Source organism: Vibrio sp. TRT 29B02, assembly GCF_050113655.1.
Taxonomy (GTDB): Bacteria; Pseudomonadota; Gammaproteobacteria; order Enterobacterales; family Vibrionaceae; genus Vibrio.
Map to the genome: position 1 here is coordinate 256404 of NZ_JBNJOJ010000001.1, position 18167 is coordinate 274570.

General features: G+C 43.7%; 14 protein-coding genes. 8 read left to right on the plus strand and 6 right to left on the minus strand.

All coding sequences use genetic code 11. The features are described 5' to 3' along the window. Positions 1-197: 197 nt before the first annotated feature. The gene (locus ACQEXT_RS01030) at positions 198-1973 is read right to left on the minus strand and encodes an EAL domain-containing protein (RefSeq protein ID WP_426950229.1); all 1776 of its coding nucleotides are present in this window, start codon (positions 1971-1973) and stop codon (positions 198-200) included. Between the two features lie 385 nt (positions 1974-2358). Between ACQEXT_RS01030 and ACQEXT_RS01035 the strand changes: the two genes are divergently transcribed. Continuing rightward, a complete protein-coding gene (locus ACQEXT_RS01035) occupies positions 2359-3249 on the plus strand; it encodes a LysR family transcriptional regulator (protein WP_426950231.1) in 891 nt (296 codons plus the stop codon). Here ACQEXT_RS01035 and ACQEXT_RS01040 read toward each other — a convergent pair. Continuing rightward, positions 3230-3862, minus strand: a complete 633-nt coding sequence (locus ACQEXT_RS01040) for a response regulator (RefSeq protein ID WP_426950232.1) — start codon at positions 3860-3862, stop codon at positions 3230-3232. The two genes, ACQEXT_RS01035 and ACQEXT_RS01040, sit on opposite strands and share 20 nt — an antisense overlap. Positions 3863-4014: 152 nt before the next feature. Further along, positions 4015-4800 carry a substrate-binding periplasmic protein gene (locus ACQEXT_RS01045; protein ID WP_426950233.1) on the minus strand — a complete coding sequence of 262 codons (786 nt, stop codon included), beginning with the start codon at positions 4798-4800 and terminating at the stop codon, positions 4015-4017. 107 nt (positions 4801-4907) lie between these two features. On the opposite strand from ACQEXT_RS01045, the gene ACQEXT_RS01050 reads away from it, so the two are divergent. Continuing rightward, positions 4908-5339, plus strand: a complete 432-nt coding sequence (locus tag ACQEXT_RS01050; protein ID WP_426950234.1) for an RNA-binding S4 domain-containing protein — start codon at positions 4908-4910, stop codon at positions 5337-5339. Positions 5340-5398: 59 nt separating this feature from the next. Here ACQEXT_RS01050 and ACQEXT_RS01055 read toward each other — a convergent pair whose 3' ends face one another. Further along, positions 5399-7135 carry a methyl-accepting chemotaxis protein gene (locus ACQEXT_RS01055; protein WP_426950235.1) on the minus strand — a complete coding sequence of 579 codons (1737 nt, stop codon included), beginning with the start codon at positions 7133-7135 and terminating at the stop codon, positions 5399-5401. An 81-nt stretch (positions 7136-7216) separates the two neighbouring features. Further along, entirely contained in the window at positions 7217-11173 is a 3957-nt protein-coding gene (locus tag ACQEXT_RS01060) for a response regulator (protein ID WP_426950236.1), read from the minus strand. A 111-nt stretch (positions 11174-11284) separates the two neighbouring features. Between ACQEXT_RS01060 and ACQEXT_RS01065 the strand changes: the two genes are divergently transcribed. The 5 genes from ACQEXT_RS01065 (at position 11285) to vctC (ending at position 16195) form a co-directional block, all read left to right on the plus strand. Beyond that, positions 11285-12379: an HD-GYP domain-containing protein gene (locus ACQEXT_RS01065; protein WP_426950238.1), complete on the plus strand. Its 1095-nt coding sequence runs from the start codon at positions 11285-11287 to the stop codon at positions 12377-12379. A gap of 189 nt (positions 12380-12568) precedes the next feature. Continuing rightward, positions 12569-13480, plus strand: a complete 912-nt coding sequence (locus ACQEXT_RS01070; protein ID WP_426950240.1) for a siderophore ABC transporter substrate-binding protein — start codon at positions 12569-12571, stop codon at positions 13478-13480. Positions 13481-13551: 71 nt separating this feature from the next. Then, complete coding sequence (gene vctD, locus ACQEXT_RS01075) at positions 13552-14487, plus strand: iron chelate uptake ABC transporter permease subunit VctD (protein ID WP_426950241.1); 936 nt, start codon at positions 13552-13554, stop codon at positions 14485-14487. After that, complete coding sequence (locus tag ACQEXT_RS01080; RefSeq protein ID WP_138972577.1) at positions 14480-15430, plus strand: iron chelate uptake ABC transporter family permease subunit; 951 nt, start codon at positions 14480-14482, stop codon at positions 15428-15430. Before vctD ends, ACQEXT_RS01080 begins: the two co-directional genes overlap by 8 nt. A 9-nt stretch (positions 15431-15439) precedes the next feature. Next, the gene (vctC, locus tag ACQEXT_RS01085) at positions 15440-16195 is read left to right on the plus strand and encodes an iron chelate ABC transporter ATP-binding protein VctC (protein WP_426950243.1); all 756 of its coding nucleotides are present in this window, start codon (positions 15440-15442) and stop codon (positions 16193-16195) included. Between the two features lie 37 nt (positions 16196-16232). Here vctC and cueR read toward each other — a convergent pair whose 3' ends face one another. After that, the gene (cueR, locus tag ACQEXT_RS01090) at positions 16233-16625 is read right to left on the minus strand and encodes a Cu(I)-responsive transcriptional regulator (RefSeq protein WP_331418457.1); all 393 of its coding nucleotides are present in this window, start codon (positions 16623-16625) and stop codon (positions 16233-16235) included. Positions 16626-16970: 345 nt separating this feature from the next. On the opposite strand from cueR, the gene ACQEXT_RS01095 reads away from it, so the two are divergent. Continuing rightward, positions 16971-18164, plus strand: a complete 1194-nt coding sequence (locus ACQEXT_RS01095; protein ID WP_426950244.1) for an acetate/propionate family kinase — start codon at positions 16971-16973, stop codon at positions 18162-18164. Positions 18165-18167: the final 3 nt, after the last annotated feature.

Below are 18167 nucleotides of genomic sequence, written 5' to 3' on the forward strand. Positions count from 1 at the left end.
TAAAAACATCGGACTCCGTGTATGTCTATCCATGAACTCGAAGCTGAGCTTCGTAACACGTCGCTGCCAGTAAATCGCGATCCTGCGAGGCAATGGAACATCTCATTATTAAAACGGTGAGATTTTCTACAACTAAAGTTGATTAGTCAAATTGAATTATGATTTGAGTGAATATATCTCATAGCTGAGACGTTCGATTAGACGGTCGTATAGTGGCTAGCGCTGGCGATAGAGAGCGGTTTTGAAAACCAATAGCCTTGTAAATAGGAGGCACCCATATCGGTGAAGACCTTTTGCATCGCGGCATTTTCAATACCTTCTATCACGATATCGATATTGTAAGTGGTACAGAGCTTAGTGATGAAAGAGAGGTACTCAAAGGTGACGGGGTTTTCCATTGAACGCCATGCAATGGATTTATCGATTTTGATTTGCGACAGAGGCAAATCGAAAAAGCTGTTTAATGAACTATAGCCGGCGCCAAAATCATCAAGCGATAACTGAAAGCCTAAGCCATTGAGGCGATGTAGCTGGGCAATCGCACTTTTATTGTCGTCCAGTATGATGGTTTCTGTTAACTCAAGCACAATGGAGCTTGCGGAAACATTGTGTTTATCGATTAACTGCTTGAGTTCGTCTGGAAATTGCTGGCTAAGTAACTGCAAAACAGAGACATTGACGTTGACTTTAATCGACTCTGTGTGGGTCTGCTGGTATTGGTTGATGAAGCGACACGCCTCGTCAAATACCAAATAGCCCAGCTCACTAATTAAGCCTTTTCGTTCAGCCACACTAATGAACTCGTCAGGATAAATTTCACCGTGCTGGCCGCTTTTCCAGCGTACTAAGCTTTCAAAGCTTGCAACGACATTGTGTTTAGTACAAATGATCGGTTGGAATTTGACGGACAGCTTGCGCTTTTTGATTGCGTTGCCAAGTTCTTGCTCGATATAAAAATGCCGGTCAACCTGATTTTTGGTGTTTCCGGCATAAATACGAATGTAGTTGTCACGCTTGGTCGCTGCGTATTGACTGGTTTTTGCAGCAACTTTGACCAACTCATCGACGGCTAACTTATCACAAATATTGGGGTAGATGCCGATGCTGATGTCGGTCGTGTATAGGAAATCGATGGCTTCCACTGAGTCTTGATAGGCTTGACACATCCGCTGAGCAAGGTCTTTTAGCTCACTGTTGTCGTACTGACCCCGCACCAGAATGGCAAAGTCGTGTGATTGAATCCGGTATATATCGACAAATTGGTCTGGGAACTCACCTAAAATCATCGTGAAGTGAGAAAGTAGATTGCGCATTATCTGCGAACCATAAAGCGTTTGGTCTGATCGAGCATTGCCTGCTTGAATATATACAAGATGGTGTGACTGCGTTGTGACTCCCTTGATGTTATCAAGGTCAAGAGCAAGCTTTTGCTCGTTGGACAGTCCTGTAGGCCCATCACGCAAGGAAGATTGCTGCACATACGTTTCCATGAGTTTTCTGTCGGAAATGTCTTTGTGGCAACCAATCATGAAGCGATGCCCTTTTACCGTTTTGGTGATGGCGGTACCTTCCAGCCATGTGTATTGACCGTTAGTACAGCGCACTCGATATTCGACGGTGACACGAGACTCATCTTCTTGAATATGCTCGTCGACGCGTTCAGACAAGGCGACTTTGTCGAGGGGATGGACAAGATCAAGCCAAGTTTGTAGACAGGTATGCCCTGACTCAACACCAAATCGGGCGTAAAATGATGGGTTATAGAAGCAGACATGTTCGGTATCAGACATATAGAAAATACCGTCATTCAGAACGTCTACCACATGTTGAAAATGATTATCCATCAATTCATCTAACTCGGCACCACTTAGGATGCTCGGCTGATGTGAATCTGACTCAGCCGTTTCGACACTAATCTCTGAGACAAGTGTGATTCTAGGACGCGGATTGATGCTTTTCATTGATTGTGACATTTGTGGCTTAGTTACCTATAAGACCATTGCTCGGTCAAATCTATATTCTATAAAAATTCTTTCTTACGCATATTTTCAGTAATACATGAAATTAAGATGAATCTCTAGCAGATGGCTCGCAATAATTGTCAATAGATTAAAAACGTTGGCTGGCGTTGGCAACATAACCAAAAAATAGTGACAGTTTGATTAATTGCATGCTAGTGATGACAAAGTGCAGGCTTGTTGGCTGAAAAGACCGCATTTTATTTTACAAATAGGCGCTATGCAGAGAACATAAGTAGCTGTTTTTATGATTTTTCCTCGCTATACTGACGGATAAATACAAGATAGAGACCTAATTGCAGTTTGGTCGAAGAGTCTGCATTGGAGCACAGGATACACTATGAAATCACAGCTTGATCTTAATCTCCTTAAAGTACTTCCGCTGCTTGATAAACACCGTCAATTGAAACCGGTTGCGAAAGAACTGGGGAAAACAGAAAGTGCGGTGAGCAAGTATTTGGCCAAACTCAGAGAGCAACTAGGCGATCCGCTGTTCGTCAGAGGGGCGTTTGAATTCGAACCGACCGAATATACAACCAATTTGCTGCCTAAAATTACCGCAGGTCTTGATATGATTGATGAGGCGGTACAGCGTGAAGAGTTTAACCCTGCCTTATACGATAAAAGTATTTCGATAGCTTTACCCAGTCTAGGCCAGTCATTAGTGGGAAAGGCCTTGTTGCTGGATCTGATGGAAATTTTTCCCAAAGCCAAGATCAATATCACTACTTGGAATGAAACATCGATCACCGACATTCTTGATGAACGGTTGGATATCGGGGTTCAGTACTTCAACGAAGAGCTAACCAAAACGATTTTTCAGCATCACTTAGGCAAATACAAAGGGGCAATTATATGTGCCAAGCCTTATGCCGACAGGTCATTAGAAGAAAAGCTGCGCATGCCTTATATCATGATGGAGCTGAAAGGTTGGCAAGATACCAAAGCGGTGACAAACATAGCATTGGAAGAGCAGGGAATAGAAATCAACACCTTTGCGACGGTAGATAATATCACCTGTTTATTTGATGTTCTTGAGTGTACTGAGTGCGCAACATTACTCCCTTATACAAACCACACTCAGTTGCATGAAAAATATTGCGTCACTGCGCTCCCTGATCATTTGCAGATGAAGCATCCGCCGTCAGTGGTTGCCAATTACAAATTGGTCAACCATGGTAATCCGCTCCATCAACTCTTAGCGTCTAAGGTCAAGCAGCATCTTTTCTAGCTTCATTAAGGTCGATATGGATGTGTTGTTGAATTCGCATCAACTCTACAATGGAATCGACCTTATATTTATCTAAAATTCTTGCCTTATAAGTACTGATGGTTTTTGAGCTTAGTGACAGCACTTCAGAGATCTTCTTGTTGCTGTAGCCTTTAATCAGATAATTGAATACAACAGTTTCTCGCTTTGACAAAGTGGTATTGCGCTTCTTGAGGTTATCTGTTTTTTTGAATACAGAATGGCCACGTAATACGCTTAGCACTGCCTCTTTGAGCACCAGAGTGTTTTCTAATTTAGAGACGTAACCATTAGCCCCTAACAATTTTGCTGTTTCTGAATACATCGGATGCTTATTACTCGAAACAAATAAAATGCGTCCAGTGTATCCATATGCTCGTGCGCGTCTTACAAATTCGAATCCATCAGAGCCTTCAAGATCGACATCAAGCACCACCATATTAATGTTATGATTTCTGACCAACTGTATTGCAAACGTTGCTGAAGGTGCCTGCAAAACCTGCACATTTGGGATGGTTTCGTAAAGCAGTTGAGATAGCGCTTCGCGCATAATTGGTTGACTATCAATCACTAACGTATGAGTTGAGGACATCATTTTACTTTCTCGCTGTTATTCTAATCAATGATGCTTCCATGCCTTCAAATCCGATGGCGCTAATGTAAGAGATAACTGACGGAAAAGGGGGAAAGCGACACTTTCCAGTACGGAAAAACTGTCATGGCAGGGTTAGTTAAGTCAATTAATCGTTATAGCTCTAAATATTTTTCGAGGATCTCATCTATGGTTCCATCCTCTTTGAGATAAGTGATTATGGTGTTAAGTTGTTGAATAAATTCATCTTTGTAAGGGTATTTATCTGGCGATTGATTGGTGAATCCAACATAGCCTTGTTCACTACTCACAGAGTTACCTAATTGCATTTTCCAAGAGGAACTAATGATGCCTTCTTCACGTAACAACTTGACTTCCCAAAGAATTGACAGCCGATCGTTTAAGTAACAGTCAATACGATTTTTATACAGGTTGAGGACATTGTTGCGATTGCCTTTGGCTTCGATAAGTTTAATGGTTCCTTTTTTAACCTGTTGCCAGAATTCATTTCCACCTAACGCGAAAGAATCGTTTACGCCGACGGTTAAACCAAGGTAATCATCAGGCCAGACATTGAGTTGCCGGTCTTTTACACGATCTGGCTGACAGTAAACCACGACTTCTTCGTCAAGGATTGGGTGTGAGTAAGGAGAGATGTATAAGCGTTGATCTGGGTAGTAGTAAGGGGGAAAAAGCGCAAACCCTTCTCCGGTTTCTAACAACTTCAACCCTCTTTTCCAAGGAACGGGTGAAACTTTGATTCGATATTCCGGCATTCTCTCAAAAGCGGCTAATAGAATATCCACGTAGATTCCTCTAAGCTCACCATCGACTGAATAACTGTATGGTGGGTATGAGTCATCGCCGTAAACAGTTACGGAAGTAGGGGGATAGTATGCCCAACAGGCGTTGCTTAAAAGAGCGATTATTAGCCATCTCAAGACGACATCACCTTAGCGTTGTTCTTTCTATAGTTAACTTTAGTTTATTTATCGCCGCTGAGAGATTAGACTTTCATTTTTATTAGTGAATGACCGCAAGGTATGGTATGAGCCAGGATTACGAGCAGGGCGAAGAAATCGAAATTGAAGCGATAGGTATTGAAGTATCGTCACAGCCAATTGAGCTGTATAAAGTGTTTAAAATCGCTAACCTTGTTGGTGGCGGTGGTGAAGCAAAGCACTTGATAGCGGAAGGTTATGTTGCGGTAAATGGCGAGCTGGAAACTCGCAAACGTCGTAAGATGTATGACGGTGATTTGTTTGAATTCAATCAGGAATACTATGTCGTGATCTGTGATGCGCCTGTAACAGAACCTCAAGAGAAGCCAGCTAAGGTCGAAAAAGTGCCGCAGCCACTTAAGTCTCAGCCAAAGAGCCAGAGTAAAAAAACGCCAAAAAACAAAGATAAAGCGAAAAAGGCCGAGTCTAAACCTGCGAAAAAAAACGCTAACGGACGTTCCTCAATCGACTTTTTTTAAGGTTTGATTGATGAGTAAAGGGCCCACAGGGCCCTTTAAAAATAGAAATCGTTGAGCAATCAAGTGCGAATATGGGCTATCACTTGATTCAGATCTTCGACGTTTTGCTGCAAGTCGACAACAATCGGTTGTAGTTGGTTGATTGCCTCGCTCATGTCAGACGAAAGGTTTTTGATGTTGGCCAAATTACCAGATATTTCACCACTGACGGCGAGTTGTTCTTCAGTGGCGGCGGCAATGGAGGTATTGAGCTTGTGTATTTCTGCCGCCGAGCCTTGAATAGTACTGAGGGCTTCATTGGCAACGCTCATGTTTGAGCGTGTCGACTGCATCTTGTCAGCACTGCTGTGAATCGTGACGGTCGACTCTTTGGCTTTCTCTTGTAGTGTTGAGATGATGCTTTCGATTTCTCCCGTCGAGTCTTGGGTTCGCTGGGCTAGGGAGCGAACTTCATCGGCAACCACTGCAAAGCCTCGTCCTTGTTCACCGGCGCGCGCCGCTTCGATTGCCGCATTGAGCGCCAGAAGGTTTGTCTGCTCGGCTATCGCCTTGATCACGTCCAGAACATTCCCGACATTATTTGACTCTTCGGCAAGTTGTTGAATGATATGTGAGGTATTAGTGAATTCTCCCTCTAGTTGAGTGAATTCATTGGATGTCTTATCAAACACTTCTTTACTCGTTGATGCTTCTTTTTCCGCGCTCCCTGCATACTGTTCGGCCATATTGGTGCTCTCGGCAACATTGGATAACGCCGTGGTCATCTCTTCCATGGCTGTCGCCGCCATCTCCATTTCTTGGTTCTGTTGGCCTGCCATATCAATGTTGCGTTGAGTGATGGATTGAATCGACTGCGAAATGGTCGAAATAGTGGCGTTAACTTGATTGATTTTGCTGATGGTTTTCGCGTAGCTCTCTAGGACTTTGTTAATCGTGTTCCCAATGATGCCGAGTTCGTTATTGCTCTTATCGTCGACACGAAGGGTGAGATCAGAGTTGGTATCGACTTGTTGCAATAAGGTCGCCATTTGGTCTATCGGTTTTACCACGCGGCGATTGACCAATACATAGCCAATCATTGCGATAACAAATACAGCGATCAATGAAATATTACCTATCAAAACGGTGGTTTGAACTTCTTGAGCTGCCATCTCAAACTGTCGATTGGTTCGCGCTTCGAGTTCTTGGAAAAACGTATCGATAGGTGCCATGATCTTGGCTTTCTCTTGATGATATTCCTTACTATGCAAAAGTGCCGCGGCCATTGCTAAGTCGGGCTCACCCTTTTGGGTATAGTTGCCTGAGCTATCCGGATACAGCCCTTTAACCGCGTTCATCGCTTTGACTTCCATGTTGACCAGAGCATCTGAGTTTTGCTGTGCTTGTTTTAACAACTTGAATTCAGATTGGGTGAAGCCTAGATTTTCCATCATCTGTTGCAGAGATATTCTCTGGCCGTCAGGTTTTGGTTTCTGTCCATAGCTCAACACTAAGTCCCAATAGATTGTGTGATAATTTTCTGGGCGTGGTTTTTGGCCGTTGCGGATAGCCAGAATGTCCATATACATTTTTTCGTAGGTATCATCAGCAGTTAGGACATAGGTGCGGCCTAAACGAGTTAAGTCATCAGAGCTTTGACGTAATTCATCAGCAGCTTGATAGGACTGGTAACGAACTTGTGCCATATCATCCACTTTCTGCAATAGGCCGTTAAGCTGAAAAACGGTGATGACACTGATGATAATGCCTAAGGCGATGACCCCAAACACCAGCTTCATTGTATTGTTAATGTTCATTGTATTGATCCCTTTTTTACGATGAATCAACTGACGGTGTTTTATAACTTAAGGTTACTGCTCTTTACCTGTCATTATTTGTTATGGTTTAGGGAACTGGTCAAGCAGCTGTTTGGCCAATTCAAATTCAAATCCTTCAATAGCATCAATGAATTGAAGCTTCTGCTCTTCGGTCCAAATCCCGAATTGCTGGGTATCTTGAACTATGCTCAGCGCCTCAACATCATACGCTTCCACTAAGCTGACCAAACGTTGGTAGAGTTCGATTGGATCGGTCTCTGTTTTCACCTCGCTTGGTGTCCGATTTGCATGCCACTGTGCCAATTCAGCGTTTAGCTTTTTAATCAACTCTGCGCACACTTCCAGCTCGCCCAGTGCAGACTTATCTTGTTCTCGGATGCGGCGTTCCATATTAGCCGCAAGTTGAGAGACAAGTTTGACTCCTAAGTTAGCCGAAGATCCTTTTAGCGAGTGGGCCATTCGAGCCGCCATGTCCCAATCTTCTTTGTCAATGACTTCTTTAAAGATAGATAACTCTGTGTTTTGCATCTCTAAGAATCGACCTAAAATGGTAAAATAACTCTCTTTGTCACCGCCAATATCATAAATGGCTTGCTCAACGTTGATGCCCGATAGGCTAGGCAGTTCAGAATCAACGGCGGGAGAGACGTTTTTTTCTTCTTGTAACAATTCATCGTTCGGTTGCTGTGATGACAGATATTGAACCAGAGCTTGATAAAGGTTGTGCACATTGATAGGTTTAGCGAGATGAGAGTTCATGCCTGCATCGATACAGCGTCTAACATCACTCTGCATGGCATTGGCGGTCATGGCGATAATGGGGAGATTTTGCCATTTTGGATTGCGTCTGATCTGTTCAGTGGCAGAGATACCATCTAAGACCGGCATCTGCATGTCCATAAGAACCAAGTCCACCGCTTTTTGTTCAAGAATGTCGATCGCTTGTTGACCATTTTCAGCGGTCACTACACTGAGATTAGTACCGTTGAGTAGACCTAAAGCCACTTCTTGATTTACCTCGTTATCTTCAACTAATAGCACGGTTTGTCCATCAAATACGGGCTTTTCGAGATGATTAGCATGATGGTTGCGAGTGGCTTGTTCAATGCCAAAACTGTTCATGATTGCATCGAGAAGGTTGGAAGGATTGACGGGTTTTACAATCAGAGAATCAATAAGTTTTGACGTCGTTTGGTCTAACGAAATTTCACGACCGTAAGCGGTGACGAGGAAACGTTTTGAACGTTCGAGTAGCCGTTCTTTTTGCGCAGTTTGTAGAAGTTCAACGCCATTTAAACCAGGCATGTTCCAGTCAACGAATAGTAGGTCAAATTGGCTTTGTCGCATTTCATCAAGCGCTTCAAAACCGTTACTTACCGCTTTGGCTTCGAAGTGCATCGCACTTAGCAAGGTGACTAAAATATTTCGGGCGGAGTCGTTATCATCAATCACTAAGGCTCGCTTACCAGCCAGTCCGGCGATAGGCTTGGATATATCACGCATTTTGGCCTCTTGCAGGCCACATGTGATGGTAAATGCGAACGTTGAACCAACACTTGGAGTACTGCTGACACTCAATTGCCCACCCATCAACTCAACCAGTTGTTTGCTGATACTGAGTCCCAGACCGGTTCCGCCAAACTGCCGAGTGATGCTGCTATCCGCCTGAGAAAACGCATCGAATAGGTGGTTGATTTTATCTTTGTCGATGCCAATGCCAGTATCCTTGACCGCAAAATGAAGAACCACCTCGCGTTCGGTGACTAATTCACGACGTACAGACACCACCACTTCGCCTTGTTCGGTAAATTTAACGGCGTTGCCACACAGGTTTACCAGCACTTGTCCTATTCGGAGTGGGTCGCCAATCAAACCAACGGGAACTTGAGGGTCAATATCGAGTAGAAATTCGATTTTTTTCTCTTGTGCTTTAAACGATATAACATTGATCAGGTTTTCAAATACCTCATCCAAACTAAAGTCGATGGTCTCTATGTTCAATTTACCCACTTCTATTTTCGAGAAGTCGAGGATGTCATTAACTATGCCAATCAGGTTTTTCGCAGATTCATTGATGCGAGTTAAATATTTCTGCTGGGCGGGATCGAGTTCAGTATTCAGTGCAAGGTGAACCATACCCAAAATACCGTTCATTGGTGTACGTATCTCGTGGCTCATATTCGCTAAAAACTCACCTTTAGCACGGCTCATCGCATCGGCAGTCTCTTTAGCGTCACGGAGTTCGGTTTCCATCTGCTTACGTTCAGTTAGGTCAAGTAAGATGCCGACAATTCCGGACACCTTGCCTTGGCTATTACTGAACGACGCTTCGCACACGAGCATGTCGCGTTCCTGTTGGTGTTGGTCGAGTAGAGATAACTCGTAGTTTTTACTTCCTTGCTGGAGAAATAACTCCTGATGCGTATCGTTAAAGCACCGCGAGGCATCTTGTTGGCTAAATACTTCTAAGGGGGTCTTGCCAACAATATCTTGCATTGGCAAGCCACATAACTCGCTGAACTTGGCGTTGACGGTCAGGTATTTGCCTTGTGGGGACAGGCAGTACATCGGGTTGGGGGTCGCATTTAAGATCTCTTGGTTGAGCTGAGATTGTTCCAGTACTTTTTGTTCGGCTTTTCTCTGTAGTTCGATGTTTTGGCTCAGTTGGATGCTGACGGCCAAATCATCGAGCATTTGAGTCAGCCACCGATACTGGATTTCATTTAATTCACTGATGGTACCGACTTCGAGTAAGGCGACAGGTTGTTCGTTAACACAAAGAGGGAAGTAGTAGAGTTCATTGAGTTCTAGGCTGCCACCGCTGACTGGCATGGTGTATTTGCCCGCCAGCGCTGTCATGCTGTAGGGCTTACCGGAAAGAAGAACGCTTAACTCCGTAGAACTGGTGTCTGAAATATGGCTCGCTTGTGTTCCATCGTAGCCAGCACCTGCCACTCGAACTAACTGATTATCTCGATACAAGGAGAGACCGATTTGTTGAATTGGAAATTGATGGAGAAGAAACTGGGTCACTTCTTGGCATAGGTCGAGCGTCGATTGACTGGTTCTCAGGACAATATTGAAGTCTTTGAATAGCGTATTTTGATTGAGTTGCTCTGTTATATGATGAAAAACGACGTTCAGACTATCGATGAAATGTTGCAGTTCCGCATAGGCTTTTTGAGTAATAGTAAAGGCATAGTTTTTCTCTTTGACTTGATGAACCACCGTTTTTAATAAACGACTGACAGGGCTAATGTAGAGGTGCCACAGCAAAGCGAATGAAAGAGCGATCGACGCCAGCAATATGGTCATTAATGTGAGATACATATTCCGGTATTCGAGTGCTTTTCGGTCGAAGTTATTGATACTGTTTTCAATTCGATAAACGATCGCTTTGTGAGCAGAACCGACGGCTCGCATGATTTTGGCTTTTTCGGCAAAGTATTTTTTGCTGTACAGCAGTGACTGTGCGTATTGAAGATCGGGTATACCGGTGTCTATTTCTTGCCCTTGTTCGAGTATTTTTATCCCTTTAACCGCTAGAAAGGCTTCACGCTCAAGATTGACTAAGCCATCTGACAGCAAGAGAGCGCTTTTGAGCTCAAGAAATTCAGCCTCAGTGATGCCAGAATCTCTCAATCTGGTGAGCTGTGGAGTACTTTGCCCCCCACTGGTTGAGGGGAACGGCTCGGTTGAATTTGCTACTAAGTCCCAGTATTCATATTCATTGCCTATCGGCATCGCCGCTTCGCCATTGCGTACGGCAAGGACTTGATTAAACATTTCTTCCCAACGCTCATCACCTGTCACTGCGTACGCTCTGGCAAATTTTGTAAGGTGATCTGAGCTTTGTTTGAGTTCTTGTGAAAGTCGGTAGAAGCGATGTAAGTCATTTAGATAGGTGTGACTTTGTAAACGCATTTCTGAAACTTTATCCGTAACCACAGACATGGCCACAGCGCAGGCTCCCATTATTAGGAAGAGCAGCATAAATAGTGTGCGAATTGAACGCATTGATTTCCTTCCCTGAGTAGATAGCAGTGCAAGTAACAACGACTTGTCTATAGTTATTTATAAGCTTACCTATTGTTATTCTAGTCTACAAAATGTTTTGGGAAATTTCGTATGGCCATTGAAAACCTGAGTGACTGCACAGTGCTGATCGTTGATGACTGTGCTGACAACCTAGCGTTTATGGCTCAAGGGTTGAAAGGGAGTTACCATGTAAAAGCGGCCAAGAGTGGGGAGATGGCGCTTAATATCGTTGAGAATTTCGCTATCGATCTGGTTTTACTCGATATCGTTATGCCAAATATGACTGGATATGACGTTATCCGAGCGATCACCAGTAATCACAGTACACGTCATATTCCAGTGATATTTCTTACAGGAAAAAGCTCTCCTGAAGATGAAAAACTAGGATTTGAACTTGGGGCGGCTGACTACATTCATAAGCCCGTTAGCATACCTTTATTGCGCTCACGGGTGAGAACTCATCTGCAAAATAAGCGCTCAAAAGATATTCTCCTCGGCCAAAATGGGTACCTAGAGAAAGAAGTCCTAAAGCGCTCCTATGAACTTGACAGAATGCAGGATGCGGTCGTTTTTGCCCTCGCAAGCCTCGCTGAAACTCGAGATCCTGAAACAGGCAATCATATTTTGCGTACCCAGCACTACGTAAAGCTCCTAGCTGAAAAACTCGCTGAGAAATCTCAGTACAGTGAATGGCTGACACCTAAGGTGATTGATACCTATTTCAAGGCAGCACCACTACACGATATTGGAAAGGTAGGAATTGTCGATTCGATTTTACTCAAACCGGGAAAACTGACCGATGAAGAGTTCGAAATCATGAAAGGGCATACGACACTGGGACTGATAGCTTTGGAGAAGGCAGAGCAGTTGTCAGGTGCCCGCAATGATTTGATCACTGTAGCCAAAGAGATCGCCTATGGTCATCACGAAAAGTGGGATGGTTCAGGGTACCCAAATCACTATAGTGGTGAACAAATTCCACTCAGCGCTCGTTTGATGGCGCTAGCAGATGTCTATGATGCGTTGAGATGTCGGCGTGTATATAAAGAGCCAATGACTCATCAAGACGCCAAAAATATCATCATGCAGGGGGGAGGGAGTCATTTTGACCCCGAGGTGATTGATGCCTTTATAGAGCAAGAAGATCGATTTATAAAAATCGCCCAAGAATTTGGCGATGGGTAACCCGTCCCTGAGTCAACAGGACGAGTTTGATACTTTAGCGTCGAGTTTGTGGGATTCACTGATCAGCCTGACTTTTCTATCAGCGTGCAAGCTTACCATTCTTTGATAAATGTAAAAAACGTAAATCAGCGGTACATGGTTACAAATCTAAATGATAATGCATTGCATTTGTAATTATGGAGTCTAACAATGAAATTGTCTGCCGTTGCGCTGCTAGCCAGCCTAACTGTATTTGGTGCCAGTGCGAAAATGGTCGAGGTACAACACGCTCAAGGTACAACCAAGCTTGAATCTAATCCTGAGCGAGTGGTGGTGATCGGTCTTGGCGCACTTGATACAGTTAAAGCACTGGGCGTTGAACCTGTGGCACTGTCTACGGTAAGTATGTTCCCTGATTACCTTGCTGAATATCGAGATTATCAATTTGTGTCAGCGGGCAGTCTTCACGAGCCAAACTTTGAAGTGATATATACCCAGAAACCCGATCTCATTATTGTGGGTTCACGTGCAGCACCAAAGTACAAAGAGCTATCAGAAATTGCGCCGACTATTGTCTACGATATCGATTCAAAGCAGGGGTACTGGGCGAGTACCAAACAGCAGTGGCGTAATCTAGCAAAAGTTTTTGATAAACAAGAGATTATTGAAAGCAAAATTGAACAAGTTGAACAACAGATCAACCACATTCGTACGGCTAACCAAAGCAAACAACTTGACGCGCTGACAGTGATGAGTGCTGGTGGCAATATTACAACCTTTGGTTCTCAGTCTCGATTCTCGGCTATCTATAGTGACTTCGGATTCAAAGAGACCGTTGAAGGAATTAAAGAAAGCCGCCACGGAGACTTGGTGTCTTACGAATTTATCAGCCAAAAGAATCCCTCCACATTGTTAGTAGTTGATAAAGATCTACTGATCAACAAAGGCAAGGGCAGTACCGTTCAACGAGATTTTGAAAATGAACTCGTGAAATCGACACAAGCTTACCAGCAAAAACGGTTGGCTTACTTGGACATTAATGCGTGGTATTTATCTGTTGCGGGTATCCGAGCAACTGAGCAAATGATCGCTGACGTTACGTCTGTATCAGCAGCAAACTAATCACCAAAAACTATAACTATTAATCAGCCTCGGGCGTCGTCGCCTGAGGTTTTGTGCTGATGAGGCCAAAAGTGAAAAAGATATTGCTGATACTGATTGTTTTAGGTATCGCGTCACTATTTGTTGGGGTTGGGAAACTGACCCCTTCTTTGTTGTTTGCTGGAGATAGTCAAAGCTGGCAATTGTTAATGACCAGCCGTATTCCACGTTTGATGGCTGTATTGCTTGCTGGAGCAGGGCTTAGTATTGCTGGATTGATCATGCAGCAAATTAGCCAGAATAGATTTGCTTCACCTTCAACCTCGGGAACAGTCGAGTGTGCAATGCTCGGCTACGTGTTGAGTCTGGTTTTATTTGGTAACGGGCAACAGTTATGGCTGATTTTCTCGGTCTCGATGGCAGGAACCTTGTTGTTTGTTCAGTTTATTAATCGAGTGCAATTTAAGAACGCCATATTTGTCCCGTTAATAGGTATCATTTTTGGTAACGTGATCAATTCACTGGCAACGTTTATCGCCTACAAATACGACGCCTTACAAAACCTTTCTAGCTGGACTATCGCCAATTTTGCCAATTTGCTCCAAGGTGACTTTGAGCTCCTTTATATCGCCATACCTGTGGCTATTCTCAGCTATCTATATGCGACACGAATCTCCGCGGTTGGACTTGGTAAAGATTTTGCGACCAATTTAGGCCTCAATTATCAGCAAGTTTTGGTGTTAGGCGTTCTGCTTGTTTCGGTCATGTCGGCAACGGTTGTAATGATCGTCGGTATGTTGCCATTCTTAGGTTTGATTGTGCCTAACTTGGTGAGCCAATTCTGTGGGGATAACCTGCGTAAGAATATTCCAATTACCGCTTTGCTTGGCGCATTAATCGTCCTTTGCTGCGATTTAGCAGGACGACTGATCATTTTCCCTTATGAAATTCCTATTTCGACCATCATCAGCATTCTTGGTGGCTCAGTGTTTATTTACTTTATTCTTAAGGGGCAAAAAAATGCGTGATAGCTATAAGTTAATTGCTGTTGCGTTTAGCTGCATCTTGCTGTGTGCGATGTTTATTAGCATCGGGCTTACCAGTGATAACTATCAATACTTTTTGTCTCGTCGAATCCCTAAAGTGCTGGCAATGGTGGCGGCTGGGATAGCCATTGGTCAATCGGCATTGGTATTTCAAACTATCACTCACAACCGTATTTTGACACCAAGTATTATGGGGTTTGATTCCCTTTATATGTTTACTCAGGTATTGGTGGTGGTGATATTTGGTGGCATGAGTAGCATTGCTCTCAACGCATACATCAACTTTAGCCTGTCGGTATTAGTGATGATGGGCTTCTCTTTGCTCTTATTTACGTTCTATTTTAAGGGCAAGAGCCACAATCTAATGGTGCTTCTGCTACTTGGCGTGATACTTGGTCAATTGTTTAGCAGCATTTCTTCATTCTTTACCATGCTTATGGATCCGAATGACTTCGCCAGTGTGCAAGCCAATATGTTCGCCAGCTTCAACAACATTAAAGTTGAATTGGTGTACTACTGCTTGCCACTACTCACGGTGATCAGTATTGCGCTCTATCGGCTTAGTCGTGTGTTAGATGTGCTCTGGCTTGATAGAGATAACGCCACTAGCCTAGGTGTCGATGTTAAGCGAGTCACTATGCAAGTTCTCGTTTTAAGTGCAGCGTTGATAGCGATATCGACGGCGTTGATTGGTCCTATTATGTTCTTTGGTCTGCTGGTGACCAATTTAGCAAGAGAACTGTTTTCTTCTTACCAGCACAAGATACTCATTTGTGGCGTGTCTTTGCTATCTATCGCTCTACTACTTAGTGGTCAGTGGATTGTTGAGAACCTATTTGATTTCTCAACCACGATTAGCGTGGTGATCAACTTTGTCGGCGGTATCTATTTTTTAACCATGTTGCTGCGCAACAAGATTGTTTAGGTCTTCCCTATGATTTCATTAAAAAGTCTTACCAAAATGTTTGGCCAATTCACCGTCGTTGATAGCGCCAGTGCTGACTTTGATAAAGGGCAAGTAACATCAATCATTGGCCCCAACGGTGCAGGGAAAAGCACCTTGTTATCTATGGCGAGTCGTTTAGTGCCGAAAGATCAGGGTCATGTCATGATTGATGGTAAAGAGGTCAGCGAATGGGACTGTCGGGAGCTTGCAAAGAGGCTAGCAGTGCTGCGCCAGTCGAATAACATAACCATGCGCTTTACCGTAAGAGAAATGGTTTCATTTGGTCGTTTTCCTTACACTCAAGGTAAACTAAATCAGGATGACGCGTCGATTATCGACAAAGCGATCGAGTATCTCGACTTAAGCGACATTCAGCATAAGTATCTGGATGAACTGAGTGGTGGGCAACGCCAATTGTCATTTATTGCTATGGTCATGGCACAGGATACGGACTATGTTTTCCTGGATGAACCACTCAACAATTTGGACATCAAGCATTCATTACAAATCATGAAAAACATCAGACGACTGGCTTATGAAATGAACAAGGCGGTAGTTGTTGTGATTCATGACATTAACTTTGCCGCGTGCTACTCAGACATCATCATCGCTCTCAAGAAAGGGCGAATTGTCGCTCAGGGGAGTGTGGAGCAAGTGATTCAGGCCGAGATCTTAGAAAGTATTTACGAAACACCGTTTAACATCGTTGAAGTTGGCGGTAAACGTATGTGTACCTACTATTAAGCCCAATCAATGTTGAATAAGCCTCGTGTTACGAGGTTTATTCAGCTTTGGTGAGATCTTCAATAATAGGGCAGCTACTGCCTGAGTCGCCTGGACATGCAGACACCCACTTTTTAAGCTGACGTTCGATCTCTTGGAGTTCACGAATCTTGATTTCCACTTCGTGCAGTTTTTCTTTCGCTTTTGCCTTAACTTCGCTGCTTTTGCGATTGGAGTTGTGCGCTAACTGAACCAATTCCTTGCATTCAATTAAAGAAAATCCAGCGTTTTTCGCTCTAGAAATCAGATTCAGTTCCTGAACATGCTGATCTGAATACTCACGATAGCCAGACTCGCTTCTGTGCGGAGCAGTGATGAGCCCTTTATCTTCATAGAGACGAATAGATTTGCTTGATAATCCGGTTAGCTTTGATACAGCACCAATATTCATTGTGTTCCCTTAGTGAGTTAGGCACGGCTAATTCTACCTTTGATCCTGTTTTACTATGTTTGTTCGTCAAAGGCTAGCCAACAGCGACAAGTGGCCTGAGATATACGTGGCAATCGATACCGTGAAACAGAGAAGGATGACGAATAACTATCCCAAAATGACAAAAAACACATTAATTTTTGAGTTCAAATTAAATAGCCATTTGCGATAGATCAACAAAAGTTTGTTTGTTTTGTTGAATAAGTATAAATAAAGTTGAAACATTCAAAAAATATTGAATAATGGAATCCACAAAACTATAGAAGTGTGACGCTTCATCAATCAGTCTGAAACAGGAACATATCCATGTCGAACACATTTGTGCTGGTCATTAACTCAGGTAGCTCTTCATTAAAATTTGCCGTTATCGACTCTCTGTCGGGTGAAGCAATTGTTAGCGGTCTGGGCGAGTGCTTTGGCTTGCCGGAAGCTGTAATCAGCTGGAAGTACAATGGCGAAAAAACCGAAGACGCCATTGATGCACCGGACAACCACCACCAACACGCGATTAATCGTATCGTTGCTCTAATAGATACATTAGGGTTCAGCAATGATTTAGTGGCCGTTGGCCACCGCATTGTGCACGGCGGCGAAAAATTCACTTCGACAGTACGTATTGATGACGAAGTTCTAGCAGAAATTGAAAGCCTGTCAGACCTAGCTCCGCTCCACAACCCAGCTGGCGCGCTTGGAATCGAAGCATCTATGAAAGCTTTCCCAAGCTTGCCACAGTTTGCTGTGTTTGATACGGCTTTCCACCAAACAATGCCACAGAAAGCGTTCACTGGCGCAATCTCTAACGAGCTATACAAAGAGTACGGTATTCGTCGCTACGGATTCCACGGTACGAGCCATTACTTCGTTAGCCGCGAAGCAGCTAAGATGCTTAACAAACCAGTGGAACAAGCAAGCTTTATCTCTGTTCACTTAGGTAATGGTGCGTCTGTATGTGCGATTGAAAATGGTCAATCAGTGGATACATCAATGGGCTTTACACCGCTAGCAGGCCTAATGATGGGCACACGTTCAGGTGACCTTGACCCAGGTATCATTGAGTTCCTAATGAAGAAGGGCTGGAGCCAAGAGAAAGTATTCGAAACTCTGAACAAAAAATCAGGTTTCCTAGGTGTCTCTGGCCTGACATCCGATGCACGTGGCATTTTAGAAGCAATGGAAAACGGTCACGAAGGCGCCAAGCTTGCGTTTGAAGTATTTACCTACCGCGTAGCAAAATACATTGGTTCATACTTGATCCCGCTTAACCACTTAGATGCAATTATCTTTACTGGTGGCATTGGTGAGAACTCTCTTCCTATTCGCCGTGAGATTCTGAAAAACCTAAACCTACTTGGTTTTATCGAAGACGAGAAGGGTAACGAAGACGCACGCTTTGGTGCAGCAGGCATTATTGCTAAGTCAGAGATACTAAACGCAGTGGCTATGGTCATCCCAACCAACGAAGAATTCGTTATTGCTCAGCAGTCGGTAGAGCTTCTGTAATCT

Bases quoted from the DNA above. Each gene is read 5' to 3' on its own strand.
- ACQEXT_RS01030 (WP_426950229.1), bottom strand. From the start codon at position 1,973: ATGTCACAATCAATGAAAAGCATCAATCCGCGTCCTAGAATCACACTT.
- ACQEXT_RS01035 (WP_426950231.1), top strand. From the start codon at position 2,359: ATGAAATCACAGCTTGATCTTAATCTCCTTAAAGTACTTCCGCTGCTT.
- ACQEXT_RS01040 (WP_426950232.1), bottom strand. From the start codon at position 3,862: ATGATGTCCTCAACTCATACGTTAGTGATTGATAGTCAACCAATTATG.
- ACQEXT_RS01050 (WP_426950234.1), top strand. From the start codon at position 4,908: ATGAGCCAGGATTACGAGCAGGGCGAAGAAATCGAAATTGAAGCGATA.
- ACQEXT_RS01055 (WP_426950235.1), bottom strand. From the start codon at position 7,135: ATGAACATTAACAATACAATGAAGCTGGTGTTTGGGGTCATCGCCTTA.
- ACQEXT_RS01060 (WP_426950236.1), bottom strand. From the start codon at position 11,173: ATGCGTTCAATTCGCACACTATTTATGCTGCTCTTCCTAATAATGGGA.
- ACQEXT_RS01065 (WP_426950238.1), top strand. From the start codon at position 11,285: ATGGCCATTGAAAACCTGAGTGACTGCACAGTGCTGATCGTTGATGAC.
- ACQEXT_RS01070 (WP_426950240.1), top strand. From the start codon at position 12,569: ATGAAATTGTCTGCCGTTGCGCTGCTAGCCAGCCTAACTGTATTTGGT.
- ACQEXT_RS01080 (WP_138972577.1), top strand. From the start codon at position 14,480: ATGCGTGATAGCTATAAGTTAATTGCTGTTGCGTTTAGCTGCATCTTG.
- vctC (WP_426950243.1), top strand. From the start codon at position 15,440: ATGATTTCATTAAAAAGTCTTACCAAAATGTTTGGCCAATTCACCGTC.
- cueR (WP_331418457.1), bottom strand. From the start codon at position 16,625: ATGAATATTGGTGCTGTATCAAAGCTAACCGGATTATCAAGCAAATCT.
- ACQEXT_RS01095 (WP_426950244.1), top strand. From the start codon at position 16,971: ATGTCGAACACATTTGTGCTGGTCATTAACTCAGGTAGCTCTTCATTA.